This is a genomic window from Capnocytophaga sp. oral taxon 326 str. F0382, from assembly GCF_000318295.1.
GTDB lineage: Bacteria > Bacteroidota > Bacteroidia > Flavobacteriales > Flavobacteriaceae > Capnocytophaga > Capnocytophaga periodontitidis.
Genome location: NZ_KB291464.1, coordinates 67,808 through 80,579, shown reverse-complemented (window position 1 = coordinate 80,579; position 12,772 = coordinate 67,808). Strand labels below are relative to the sequence as shown.

At 36.0% G+C, this 12,772-nt stretch carries 13 protein-coding genes; 4 read left to right on the top strand and 9 right to left on the bottom strand.

The features are described from left to right. Positions 1-28: 28 nt before the first annotated feature. Entirely contained in the window at positions 29-1,444 is a 1,416-nt protein-coding gene (gene mnmE, locus HMPREF9073_RS13750; RefSeq protein WP_009751088.1) for a tRNA uridine-5-carboxymethylaminomethyl(34) synthesis GTPase MnmE, read from the bottom strand. Positions 1,445-1,671: 227 nt separating this feature from the next. Between mnmE and rplS the strand changes: the two genes are divergently transcribed. The 3 genes from rplS (at position 1,672) to HMPREF9073_RS13735 (ending at position 3,910) form a co-directional block, all read left to right on the top strand. Then, positions 1,672-2,019 (top strand): 50S ribosomal protein L19, encoded by a 348-nt coding sequence (gene rplS / locus HMPREF9073_RS13745; protein ID WP_002678925.1) that lies wholly within the window; start codon positions 1,672-1,674, stop codon positions 2,017-2,019. A 105-nt stretch (positions 2,020-2,124) separates the two neighbouring features. Next, the gene (locus HMPREF9073_RS13740) at positions 2,125-3,453 is read left to right on the top strand and encodes an exonuclease domain-containing protein (protein WP_009751087.1); all 1,329 of its coding nucleotides are present in this window, start codon (positions 2,125-2,127) and stop codon (positions 3,451-3,453) included. Then, positions 3,446-3,910: a hypothetical protein gene (locus tag HMPREF9073_RS13735; protein WP_009751086.1), complete on the top strand. Its 465-nt coding sequence runs from the start codon at positions 3,446-3,448 to the stop codon at positions 3,908-3,910. Before HMPREF9073_RS13740 ends, HMPREF9073_RS13735 begins: the two co-directional genes overlap by 8 nt. Here the strand turns inward: HMPREF9073_RS13735 and hemW are convergent. The 6 genes from hemW to HMPREF9073_RS13705 all read right to left on the bottom strand — a co-directional run bounded on the left by hemW (position 3,884) and on the right by HMPREF9073_RS13705 (position 9,201). After that, positions 3,884-5,035, bottom strand: coding sequence for a radical SAM family heme chaperone HemW (hemW, locus tag HMPREF9073_RS13730; protein WP_083866098.1), 1,152 nt, complete (start codon positions 5,033-5,035; stop codon positions 3,884-3,886). The two genes, HMPREF9073_RS13735 and hemW, sit on opposite strands and share 27 nt — an antisense overlap. A gap of 13 nt (positions 5,036-5,048) precedes the next feature. Beyond that, complete coding sequence (ruvC, locus tag HMPREF9073_RS13725) at positions 5,049-5,594, bottom strand: crossover junction endodeoxyribonuclease RuvC (RefSeq protein ID WP_034555986.1); 546 nt, start codon at positions 5,592-5,594, stop codon at positions 5,049-5,051. A gap of 13 nt (positions 5,595-5,607) precedes the next feature. Next, positions 5,608-6,141: a hypothetical protein gene (locus HMPREF9073_RS13720; RefSeq protein WP_009751083.1), complete on the bottom strand. Its 534-nt coding sequence runs from the start codon at positions 6,139-6,141 to the stop codon at positions 5,608-5,610. Between the two features lie 157 nt (positions 6,142-6,298). Beyond that, positions 6,299-7,198, bottom strand: a complete 900-nt coding sequence (locus tag HMPREF9073_RS13715) for a Ppx/GppA phosphatase family protein (protein WP_009751082.1) — start codon at positions 7,196-7,198, stop codon at positions 6,299-6,301. A 7-nt stretch (positions 7,199-7,205) separates the two neighbouring features. Then, positions 7,206-8,264, bottom strand: a complete 1,059-nt coding sequence (gene pdxA / locus HMPREF9073_RS13710; RefSeq protein WP_009751081.1) for a 4-hydroxythreonine-4-phosphate dehydrogenase PdxA — start codon at positions 8,262-8,264, stop codon at positions 7,206-7,208. Positions 8,265-8,289: 25 nt separating this feature from the next. Continuing rightward, positions 8,290-9,201 (bottom strand): leucine-rich repeat domain-containing protein, encoded by a 912-nt coding sequence (locus tag HMPREF9073_RS13705; protein ID WP_009751080.1) that lies wholly within the window; start codon positions 9,199-9,201, stop codon positions 8,290-8,292. A gap of 66 nt (positions 9,202-9,267) precedes the next feature. On the opposite strand from HMPREF9073_RS13705, the gene HMPREF9073_RS13700 reads away from it, so the two are divergent. Next, the gene (locus HMPREF9073_RS13700) at positions 9,268-10,167 is read left to right on the top strand and encodes a GYDIA family GHMP kinase (RefSeq protein WP_009751079.1); all 900 of its coding nucleotides are present in this window, start codon (positions 9,268-9,270) and stop codon (positions 10,165-10,167) included. Between the two features lie 106 nt (positions 10,168-10,273). On the opposite strand, the gene HMPREF9073_RS13695 is transcribed toward HMPREF9073_RS13700, so the two are convergent. Together HMPREF9073_RS13695 and guaB are read right to left on the bottom strand one after the other, a co-directional pair. Continuing rightward, the gene (locus HMPREF9073_RS13695; RefSeq protein WP_009751078.1) at positions 10,274-11,143 is read right to left on the bottom strand and encodes a mechanosensitive ion channel family protein; all 870 of its coding nucleotides are present in this window, start codon (positions 11,141-11,143) and stop codon (positions 10,274-10,276) included. A 138-nt stretch (positions 11,144-11,281) separates the two neighbouring features. Beyond that, complete coding sequence (gene guaB / locus HMPREF9073_RS13690) at positions 11,282-12,751, bottom strand: IMP dehydrogenase (RefSeq protein WP_009751077.1); 1,470 nt, start codon at positions 12,749-12,751, stop codon at positions 11,282-11,284. Between the last annotated feature and the right edge of the window lie 21 nt (positions 12,752-12,772).

Sequence of the window (12,772 nt, the reverse complement as noted above, 5' to 3'; positions counted from 1 at the left end):
GTCCTTTGGCAAAGTTTTTATTTTTTATTTATTTCCCGATACAGAAGCGGGAAAATATGTTTCCTAAGACCTCCTCATTACTTACTTCTCCAGTGATACTTCCTAAATGATAAAGTGTTTCGCGTATATCAATAGCTAATAAATCACCCGATAAATGCATTTGCATTCCTTCTTCTACTTTTTCAATAGCTTGTAAGGCATTGGAAAGAGCTTCGTAATGGCGGATATTTGTTACTACAGTTGCTTTGCCAGTTTGACTAAGCGTTTGGGCATAATCAGCGAGAAAGTTCTTTAACTCAGTGATATTTTGCCCTTCTTTAGCTGATATTCTTAATAAAGTATCAGTATAGCCTTTGAGAGATTGTAGAATTTCATCATCAAAAGCAGTTGTTTCTTCTAGTGATAAGTCTGTTTTGTTGTGTAGTAAAACATATTTAGCACCCTCTCGGTAGTTTTCCTTTACAAAAGTAGTAATTTCACTCACTGTATTATCTTTGTCATCAAATAGAAATAATATCACTGAAGCTTTTTCTATTTTTTCTTTGGCTTTTTGTACTCCTATGGCTTCTATTTGGTCTTGTGTGTCACGAATGCCTGCAGTATCAATAAAACGAAAAGCAATACCTCCTATATGCAAGGTTTCTTCAATCGTATCACGAGTTGTACCTGCAATATCCGATACAATAGCACGCTCTTCATTTAATAATGCATTGAGCAAGGTTGATTTGCCAGCATTGGGTTTTCCTACAATTGCTACTGGAATACCATTTTTCAAAACATTTCCTACTGAAAACGATTGGATAAGTGATGATAACGTAGTTTTAATAGTTTTTAAAAGGTTTTTAAACTGACTTCTATCAGCAAATTCTACATCTTCTTCCGAAAAATCTAACTCAAGCTCTATTAGTGAGGCAAAATTGAGTAATTCTTGTCGTAATGCTTCTATTTCAGAAGTAAAGCCTCCACGCATTTGTTGCAAAGCTACTTGATGAGAGGCTTTACTGTCAGAGGCAATTAGGTCGGCTACCGCTTCTGCTTGGTTGAGGGCTAACTTCCCATTTAAGAAAGCTCGTTTGGTAAATTCTCCAGCTTCAGCTAAACGAGCGCCATTGGCTAAACACAATTTAATAACTTCTTCTACAATGTAATTACTTCCGTGACAAGAAAACTCTACTACGGGTTCTCCGGTATATGATTTTGTACCTTTGAAAATAGTAGCCAGACACTCATCAATTACTTGGTTTTTAGCTTCTAAAGTTCCTAAATGTACTGTGTGGGAGGGAGCATTGATTAAAGGTTTTTTGCTATAGCTCTTGAATATTCGGTCAGCTATCTCTATAGCATCGGCACCTGATAATCGAATAACAGCAATAGCTCCTATTCCTGAAGCAGTTGCTAAAGCAACAATAGTATCGCTGGTATATATTGTATTTTTCTTATTCATAGTAAGTGACATTCGTTTTTAGATGTATAACTCTTTAAACAAATTTTATATCCTAAAAGCAATAAAAAAGTTTATTAAAAGTCATAATTGTGTATTAGTGAGGCGACAAAAGTACGAAAAAACTTGCTAATTCAAAAAAAAATAGTACCTTTGCCCCCGATTTGGAGTAACCTCTGGCGAGAGTCGTGAATGTTGCCCAATGATAACATAATTATTTTATATTTTTTATGGAACCATTATTAAAGTACGTACAAGACAACTTTATTGAGAAAAAAGAATTCCCAGAATTTTCAGCAGGTGATACTATCACTGTGTATTATGAAATCAAAGAGGGAGACAAAAAACGTACTCAGTTTTTTAAAGGTGTTGTAATACAACGCAAAGGTCACGGCGTAACCGCTACATTTACCATTCGCAAAATGTCTGGTACAGTAGGGGTAGAACGTATCTTCCCTATCAATATGCCTGCCCTTCAAAAAATTGAAGTAAACAAAAAAGGTAAAGTTAGACGTGCTCGCATCTATTACTTTAGAGGACTTACAGGTAAAAAAGCCCGTATTAAAGAAGTTCGCTAAAAGAAAATTGATGAACAACATAAAAGCAAAGAGTAAAGTATGCCTTTCTCTTTGCTTTTTTTCATTTACTAATGAATAAATGTCTAATCCCTAACACTTAAACATTTGTACGCAATACTCGACATAGAAACTACGGGAGGTAAATACGATGAAGAAGGTATTACCGAAATTGCTATTTATCAGTTTGATGGACATACTATTACCGATCAGTTTATCTCTCTTATCAATCCTGAACGCCCTATACAAGGCTATGTTACTAAACTTACAGGCATCAACAACAAGATGTTGCGTAATGCACCAAAGTTTTATGAGATAGCCAAACGCATAGTGGAAATTACAGAGGGGTGTATCATCGTTGGGCACAATGCAGCCTTTGATTATCGCATTTTGCAAACCGAATTTCGCCGTTTAGGATATGAGTATATCAAAACAACACTCTGTACAGTAGAACTCTCACAACAACTCATTCCTGATAAAGAATCGTATAGCTTAGGAAAATTGGTGCGTTCTTTAGGTATCCCGATGAGTGAACGCCATCGTGCTTCAGGCGATGCTATGGCTACCCTCAATCTTTTTAAATATTTACTTGAAAAAGACACTAAAAAGAGTATTATCACCACTTCAGTAAAAAATGATGTACGCTTAGAAATGGCTTCACGACACCTAAAAATACTCGATGCTCTCCCTGAAACCTTAGGTGTATTCTATATCCATAACGAAGAAGGTAAAATTATCTATGTAGGAAAACATAAAAATATCAAAGGACGGGTGAACCAATTGCTCACCTCTCCCTATAAACGCGATAGATATTTGCAACGCCATACTTATAAGGTAACTTATGAAGAAATGGGAAATGAACTCATTGCAACCCTTAAAGAATTAGAACTTATACAACTTAACAATCCTAAATGTAACAACCGGAGTATTGATAAATTAAAGAATATTAATTATATACTTACTTCTCATTACAACAAAAGAGGATACCTCTGTTTTTCTATAGAATTATTGCAATCGCAAAACAATTTTATCACTACTTTTGAAACACTAAAAGAAGGATTGTTTTTTTTGAAGCGCATAGAAAAAGAATTTCAACTCAACGAAGTAGATTTCAATAACGAATCTCCTGAAATATACAATAAACGAGTTAAAGAAATTTTTGCTAAATACGGACTACAAAATGAAGATGTAGCAATTGTAGATAAAGGCAGAGTAGTAGGTGAAAAAAGTATGATTTTAGTAATAGATGGCAATATCAAAGGGTATGGATTTTTAAATCTGAACTACCAACTCACGCAACGTTCTATTTTAGAAACCATTATCACTCCTTTAGCCAATTCTTTACTCAACAGACACCTTTTACACTCTTATCTCCGTAAGAACTCCAAGGTAAAGGTACTCAAACTAAGCGAACAAAAACCTTATCATAATGAATAAACATTTTTTTATTACACTCTTAGGAACTGCTGTTTTGGCAAGTTGTAACTCAACGAACAATGAAAGTGCCACAGCATTAAAGGAATCGGCTGAAAAGATTTCAAAACTTACTGATTCTATCAAAAAGATTGACGAACAACGCCTTGAAGCATTGAATTTCAGTCTTGAAACTAATGAATTAGCACAACAATATTTTGAAGATTTAAAAATTGACAATCCTTCACAAATTGTTATGAATGCGCTAATGGAAATGAATGTAAAGGATCATAATCCTTACATCAAATCAGAGTCTAACGGCAAATTCTTATTTAATAAAATAAGAATACTCAATGAAAAATGGGTGATTTGTGAATTTACCGACGGTGAATTGTGGGGCGATCTGCTTTTGGAATACCACATTGATGGCAACCAAAATGTTACCTTTAAAGCCTTAGATGAGGTCATCCACCCTAAATAAATGCGAAGCTATACCATCTGAGAGGAATCTGCCTTTGCGCGTTACTTTCAGATGGTTTTCTTCTATAACTAAAAGCTCATCGGCAAGGTACTTCTGTGCTTGTTGTAACAAATATTGGCGGTAACCTTCCCCAAATACTGTTCTCACTTCTTCTAAATCAATCCCTACCATCGTACGTATACGCGTAATAATAAGTTCGTTATATCGGTTATTGAGGGTAAGTTCTTCTTTTTCCTGAGGTAATATTTCCTGCTGTATTTGTTGTATATACTTAATGTTATGAGCAATATTCCAACTGCGTTCTTTTCCATTAAAACTATGAGCTGAAGGACCTATCCCCATATAAGGTTTGCTAAACCAATACGCTGTGTTATTCTTACTAAAATACCCCTCTTTACCAAAATTTGAAAACTCATATTGTATAAACCCTTCCTTTTCAAGAGTGTCTATCAGTATTTGAAAGTGTGTATAGGCTTGCTCATCGTTTATAGGTGGTATTTTTCCCGTAGCTATAAACTTGTGCAAAGCTGTTTTTTCTTCTACTGTAAGAGCATAGGCTGAGATATGTGGAATATCAAAAGACAGCGCCTTATTGATATTCTCCTGCCAACGTTCCTTACTCATTCGAGGAATGCCATAAATTAAATCAATAGTGATGTTATCAAAATATTGTGGAGTTATCTGCAATAAAGTTTCTATTTGAGCTACACTATGTACTCTGTTCATCAATTGTAAGTCCTCTTCAAAAAACGATTGTACACCCAAACTTAACCTATTGATACCTAAAGAGCGCAATTGTTCTAACATTTGTTGGGGAGAGGAGTCTCTAAAAAAGTCATCAGGATTAGCCTCTAAAGTAATTTCGGCTGAGGGACTTACCTTGTAATGGGTGAAGATTGTATGAAAAAGCTGTTGTAGTTCCTGATAAGAAAGAATACTAGGGGTGCCCCCCCCTAAGTAAACTGTTTGTAATTCACTATTTATAGCTTCATCCTTGCGCAAAATGAGTTCCTTACAAAGGGTATTCACCATTTCTCCTTTTCTTTTCAGAGTAGTTGAAAAATGGAAATCACAGTAATGACAAGCACGCCTACAAAAGGGAATATGAATGTACAAGCTATACAAAATGAAGTATTTTTTAACCTATACGGTCTTGATTTTGTTTTACAAAAGCGTCCCAACCACTATAACTTTGTTGTTTTTGCGACTTGCCATCGTTAAAAAAGTGACAAACAGCTACTGCTAAGCCATCAGTTGCATCGAAGTGTTTGGGGAGTTCTTTTATATTCAGAAGTTGTTGAAGCATTTTGGCTACTTGTTCCTTGGAGGCACTACCATTACCCGTAATAGCCATTTTCACCTTTTTAGGTTCGTATTCAGTAATAGGAATTTCGCGCGATAAGCCTGCAGCCATTGCTACCCCTTGTGCTCGTCCTAATTTCAACATTGATTGTACATTTTTACCAAAGAAAGGTGCTTCAATAGCTAATTCATCGGGTTTATAGGTGTCTATCAGTTCTAAAGTACGATTGAAAATCACACTTAGTTTTAAGTAGTGATTGCTGTATTTACTGAGTTGAAGTTCATTCAGTTGTAAGAGTTTCATAGTATCTCTTTCCACCTGAATAAGTCCAAAGCCCATAATAGTAGTACCAGGGTCGATACCTAAAATAATACGTTCCAAAAGCTACTACAGATTATTTAACGTTAATTTTAATAGGGAGTTCAAATTGAGTGCTCACATTTTGTCCGTTTTTAGTAGCGGGGGCAATAGCATCGTTGTCAGACAACATTGATAGATTAGCACGCAAAGAATCTTCAAAACTTTCGTTTTCGGTGCTGAGTAATTCTTTAGTTTTCTCATCAGCTTTAATATCTATGAGCACTATTTTTCCGATATTATCTACTTTTATGTTGAGAATAACACTATCTTTAATAGGTTCAGACACTTCGTAAGGGTCTTTTCGCAAGCGTTCTTCAAAGAGAGCTGCAAAAGTTTTCTCAAAGCATTCTTTTTGAGTAGGTTTAGTAGTAGCGGTATCGCATACCCCTTTAAAAATAGGGTAAGTATCTACATCTTCTTTTATTACTTCATCAAATTTAATCTTAGCAAGAGAGTCTAATTTTTTTTGTAACTCAGCTTCTTTCTGTTCAGGAGTGAGTTGAGATCCATTCTTTTTGCAAGAAGCAAAGGCTAAGAATAAAGCTAAAAAACAAAAGTAAAATTTCATAATTGAATGTGTATTAAATGTTTTTAGGGCTCAAAAGTATTACAAAAAAATGATTTATAAAAATAAATCGTTTATTTTTTGAGGTTTTAAAGTGTAATTTACAGAGCAGTTTAATATATAAAACACTGATAATAAGATAAATATAATTATTTTAAACTTATTTTATAACGTTGTTTTCTTTGTTGTAAATAGTCCTTACGATACCATCGGCGAGACCAATACGAGGTACGTGAACAATCTCAGCTCCCGACCATTTCATTGCATTAGTGAATACAGTGAGAGCATAGAGGATTACGTCGGCGCGATCGGGATTGAATCCTAAGAGCCTAATTCGTTCCTCATAAGAAAAACCAGAAACATAGTTGTGATAATCGGTGAGATACTGATAGCTAAGAGGTTCACCTTCTTTACTATTAGAGTTCTTATGGATTTTATTGATATTTCCGCCAGAGCCTATGGCTTCTATATGCTCGCAATCTTTAGTGTGTTTTTTTATCCATTTTTCAACATCTTCCCACGTTTTGTCACTCACCTTGTTATCTAATAAACGCACTGTACCAATAGGGAATGAACGCGATTTTTTTACTTTTCCTTTAGAAAAGACAGTGAACTCGGTACTACCTCCTCCCACATCTATATACAGATAATCTTTATCTTTTTGTATCAAACTTGAAATATCGGTAGAAGCAATGATGCTCGCCTCTTCAGCGCCATCTATAATTTCAATGCGTACGCCAGTGCGTTTATAAACCTCATCGGCTACTTGTTGTCCATTAGTAGATTCACGCATAGCTGAAGTAGCACAAGCACGATAGTTTTCTACTTGATTTATTTTCATCAACAAGCTAAATGCTTGCATAGCATCAGCTAATCTATCAGTATTTTCAGGAGAGATAAGTCCATCTAAAAACACATCAGCTCCCAAACGAATAGGCACACGAACTAAGCTCGCTTTAGTAAATTTTGGAGCTTCATTAGGTTCTTCTAAAACGTTAGAAATGAGCAATCTCACCCCGTTAGACCCTATGTCTATAGCTCCTAACTTTTTGATATTCATATTGTAATTATTTATCTTTATCAGCTTCTAAAGTACGTACTTTCAGTGGGTTTTTAGTTAGCTCGGCATATTCTTCCCGATTTCTGAATACATCTAAGGCAGTGTAAATAGCGTGGCGGAATGACTCAGGTTCGGCAATACCCTTGCCTGCTATCTCATAAGCAGTACCGTGATCGGGGGAAGTGCGTACTTTGCTAAGTCCAGCTGTGTAGTTCACCCCACTACCAAAAGCAATGGTTTTGAAAGCTATAAGCCCTTGGTCATGATAAGGAGCAAGCACAGCATCGTAGTTGCGATAAGTTTGAGAACCAAAGAAACTATCGGCAGCAAAAGGACCAAATACTAATATATTCTCATCGAAATACAGTTTTTTTAAGGCAGGGCGTAGCACTTCATCATCTTCATTGCCAATAACCCCTTTGTCTCCACAATGAGGATTGATACCTAATACAGCTATTTTAGGGCGTTGCAAGCGGAAATCTTTGATGAGAGATTCATTCATCAAACGAGCTTTCTCCATAATGAGTGATTCGGTAATGAGAGAGGATACCTCTTTTAGAGGCACGTGATCTGTAAGTAATCCTACCTTTAAGTCTTCACTTACCATAAACATTAGGCTGGTACCATTGAGTTCTTTAGCTAAGTAATCAGTGTGACCAGGGAAGTGAAAATTATCAGATTGGATGTTGTTTTTATTGATAGGAGCAGTTACTAATACATCAATTTCGTTATTTTTAAGAGCTTCTACAGCAGCTTGTAACGATAGGAAAGCATATTTTCCACCTTCTTCAGTTTCTTGACCAAAGGTAACTGTAGGAGTTTCTTTCCAGCAGTTGAGTACATTTAGTTTACCTTCAATGGCAGCATCTACACTATCGATACCTTGAAAATTAGCCATTGTATTGAAATGTTTCTTTTGGAAAGAAACTAATTTATTAGAAGCAAAAATAATAGGGGTACACAATTCCAATATTTGGTGGTCTTCAAAGGTTTTGAGGATAATCTCAAGCCCTATTCCATTCATATCACCAATGGAAATGCCTACTTTTATCAGTTTATCTTTCATAAAAATTGAGATGTTTTTTAGGGTATTATTCTTCTTTTTGATTGTAGAATACGGTTATTTTAGGTAGGCGTTTTTCTACTTCTTCATATTGTTGAGTAGTAAAATTACGGTTGTTTATATACAAAACCCCTTTCCATAGTACTTTTTCCACAGATTTTATAAACTGTTTGAAATCAAGAGGGTTGTTGTTAATATTTACGTAAGTTAAATGAGGATTTTCAGCTAATGCTTGAGGTAATTTGGTAAGATTGTTTGCATTGAAATATACGTTTTCCAAGTGTTGCAAACGCCCTATAGAGGCAGGAACTTCAGTAAGTGCAGCATTGCGCAAAGATAGTTCTTCGAGCAAAGGCAATTTGTCGAAATTATCAGGAAGAGTCTTGATTTTATTTTTAGTGTCAAACTGACTAATGATGAGTGATTTTAGTTTAGACAAGGCAAATACTTGTTCAGGGAAAACAATTAATTCAGCTCCTTCAAACTTTAAATTTTCTAATTGTTGTAAGTTGATGAGAGAATTAGGAACTTCGGTTATAGGATTATAGACGTCTAAGGTTTGTAGAGCAGAAAGATGACCAATATTTTCGGGGAGTTTAGTGAGGTTGTTGAGACGCAACACTAATGTTTTTAGTGATTTATTTTCAGCGCTCAATTCAGGAAAAGTAGGGATGCCTACTTCTTTTATTTCTAAATACTCTAATTGATTTGCCTCGGTGAGTAGTTTTTTTAACAAAGTTTCATTTAATTGTACTTGGTCGTTGCTATATATCTTTACTTCTTTAAATTTAATAAAGTTAGTTTTTATCAATTCATCAACCGAGTTGAAATTTAGGTCGTTACCATCAGAAGTAGCAATGTTTACTCGTATAGATTGCGCTTGAGTAAACATAGGAATTGCTATGATAAAGGAGCATAAAAGTTGTTTTATTTTTTTCATTGTTCTACTTTTTATCTGTAAATAATTATTACTTTTGTACTTTCAGAGTGCAAAGATATAAAAAATATGAGAGTAACACAAACTTATTCTTTTCATAGCAATGGTAAATTGCTTATCACAGGTGAATACGCAGTGCTTGATGGGGCACTTGCTTTTGCTCTTCCTACCCGAAAAGGACAAACATTAGAAGTGACTGAAAATAATGAGCAAGGACGCTGGCAAGCCTTTGATAGCAATGGTAATTTGTGGTTTGATAGCGCTGTGCTCACAACAGATGCTGACCAGAAAGTGGCTCAAACTCTACAAAAGATACTCACTACAGCAGCAGAACTCAATCCTGATTTTAAAAACAAATGGATGTATTCACAAGTGCAAACACATTTAGAATTTCCTCGTTTGTGGGGGTTAGGAACATCTTCTACACTTATCAATAACATAGCCCAGTGGGCAACAGTAAACCCGTATGAACTTCTATTTAAGAGTTTTGGTGGTAGTGGTTATGATATTGCTTGTGCTAAGAGTCAAACTCCTTTATTATATCGTCTTCAAGAAGGTAAACCTCATAGTTACCCTTTGCACTTTCTTTTTCCTTATACACACTATATTTACTTTGTTTATCTCAACCAAAAACAAAATAGTAAAGACGGCATTGCTCGCTATCGTTCAGTAAGTAAGAGCAAACGCAAACTCGCTGAGAGTATCACACACCTTACAGAACACCTTGTATTAGCTTATACCATAGCCGATTTTTGCGCTATACTTAATGAACACGAAATGCTCATCAGTGAGTATCTCGGTATTCCCACAGTGAAAGAATATATTTTCTCTGATTATAAAGGTACAGTAAAGAGTTTAGGAGCTTGGGGAGGAGATTTTGTATTAGCTATTTCAGAAACTGAAGATACACCGAATTATTTTTCATCTAAAGGTTTTGATATTTGTATTCCTTATGATGAAATGGTGTGAGAAAGTAAATACACTTTGTAGGAATAGAAAGTTTATAGAGTACAACACAAGAGAAATTTAAAAACTTTATAGAAGTTCAAAAATTTTTTAACATTGGGGTCTATTTTTATTGTTTATCCATCTGAACAGTGCGAATAGGAAATGGTATATTTATATTATGTGCATCAAAACACTTCTTGATAGCCATTATAGCTTCTGATTTATACAGAAAAGACTCAGAAAGTTTCTTGGAAGGAATGGTAAAATATACGCTAAAATTGATAGCACTATCGGCGAACTCAGTATAATAAAAAGAAATAGCCGTATCAAGCTCTTTTTGTTGCATCATCTTCCGAATAGTAGTCTCAGTGAGTATTTTCACCTGTTCTAAATCCGATTCATAACCTACACCACAAGTTACTAATACATTGGCTGTATCACTTTCAGAATAATTTTTCATAGGATTATCTACTATAAGCTTATTGGGTATAGAAACATAGTTCCCGTCAGCCATTTTAAGCTTGATAGTACGCAAATTTATATCTTCAATAGTTCCTGTATAGCCCATAGTTTCAATTTGATGCCCTATACGAATGCTCTTGCTAAAAGATAAAGTAATGCCTGAAAAAGTATTGCTAAGCGTTCCTTGTAAAGCCAAACCGATAGCTAATCCAGCTACTCCAGCCCCTGCCAAAATGGTTTTGAACATATTTTCGAGATCTAAAATATTTAGCGAAAACATAAAGAAGGTAATAACTACTAAAACAGAAATAATATTACCAAGCATTATGCGCGAAGAAGGTTTTACACCGCGCCTTTCTAAGATACGAATGGCTATTTTTTTGATAAGTCTAGAAAGATAAAAGCCCAAAATAAAAACTAATAAAGCTATTACAATATTAGGTGTTTTATCGATGAAGAGTTGAATCCATAGATGTATTTTTTTAGTGAATACTTCTATAATATTAATATAATCATTTACTATTCCGTTTTTCATTGAGTCTAATGAGTTTATTTTATCAGCTGGCAAAAGTACAAAATATATTGTTGATAGTCACTTTTTTGTTATTTATTACATAAATGAGGCTGTCTGAAAAGATTAGACAGCCTCATTTATGGAAGTTATATTCGTTTATTAACGTGAATAATTAGGCGCTTCTTTGGTGATGGTAATATTATGGGGGTGGCTTTCGGTAATTCCGCTTGCAGTGATGCGCACAAAGCGACTCACGGCTTGCAACGTTTCGATATCCTTGGCACCACAGTATCCCATACCTGCGCGCAAGCCTCCGATGAACTGATGCATACTTTCTTGTAGTTCGCCTTTGTATGCCACGCGCCCTACAATGCCTTCGGGGACAAGTTTTTTGATGTCGTCTTCTACATCTTGGAAATAGCGGTCTTTACTACCTTGGTTCATCGCTTCTACCGAGCCCATACCGCGATAAGATTTGTGTTTTCCGCCTTCAAAAATGATAGTTTCCCCCGGTGATTCCTTAGTGCCAGCAAGCAGAGAGCCAAGCATCACACTATTGGCACCTGCGGCGATAGCTTTTACGATATCGCCGGTGTAGCGAATGCCTCCGTCGGCAATCACAGGGATTCCTTCGCCTTTAAGAGCGTTTGCAACGTTCATCACCGCTGATAATTGAGGATAACCCACGCCTGCCACCACTCTGGTAGTACATATAGAGCCTGGACCTATGCCTACTTTCACTGCATCGGCGCCATTTTCGGCTAAATAAAGGGCGGCCTCGGCTGTGGCAATGTTTCCTACCACTACTTCTAAGTCGGCAAACTTGCTTTTTACGGCATTAAGAGCATTCACTACGCCTTTCGTATGTCCGTGAGCTGTATCGATAACTACGGCATCAACTCCTGCTTGTACAAGGGCTTCGGCGCGGTCTACCACATCGGCAGTAACACCTAAGGCTGCTGCTACGCGCAAGCGCCCTAAGTTATCTTTGTTAGAAATAGATTTTTTTTGCAAGTTGGCAATGTCTCGGAAAGTAATAAGACCTACTAATTTGTAGTTTTTATCTACTACGGGGAGTTTTTCTACCTTACTGCGTTGTAAAATACCCTCAGCCTCCTTCATAGAAGTGCCTTCGTTGGCAATCACGAGGTTTTTAGAGGTCATTACTTCGGTTATCGGGCGATTATTATCGTGTTCAAAGCGTAAATCGCGGTTAGTTACAATGCCTTTTAAGATTCCGTTAGCATCAACAATGGGGATACCGCCAATATTGTTTTCTTTCATACAGCGTTTTGCATCACTCACCTTGCTGTTTAAGGGAAGCGTAACAGGGTCGATAATCATACCGCTTTCGGCACGTTTTACTTTGCGTATTTGTTTGGCTTGCTCCTCAATGGTCATAATTTTGTGAAGCACCCCTATGCCTCCTTCGCGTGCCATAGCTATAGCCATAGTAGCTTCGGTTACAGTGTCCATAGCCGCTGAGATAATGGGTACATTCAGGGTGATGTTACGGGTAAAACGTGAGGTTATCGATACTTCACGAGGTAATATCTCAGAATAATTGGGGATAAGAAGGACATCATCATAGGTAAATCCTTCATTAATAATTTTATCTTGGAAATTCATTTTAAAAAAGAGAATTTAGTT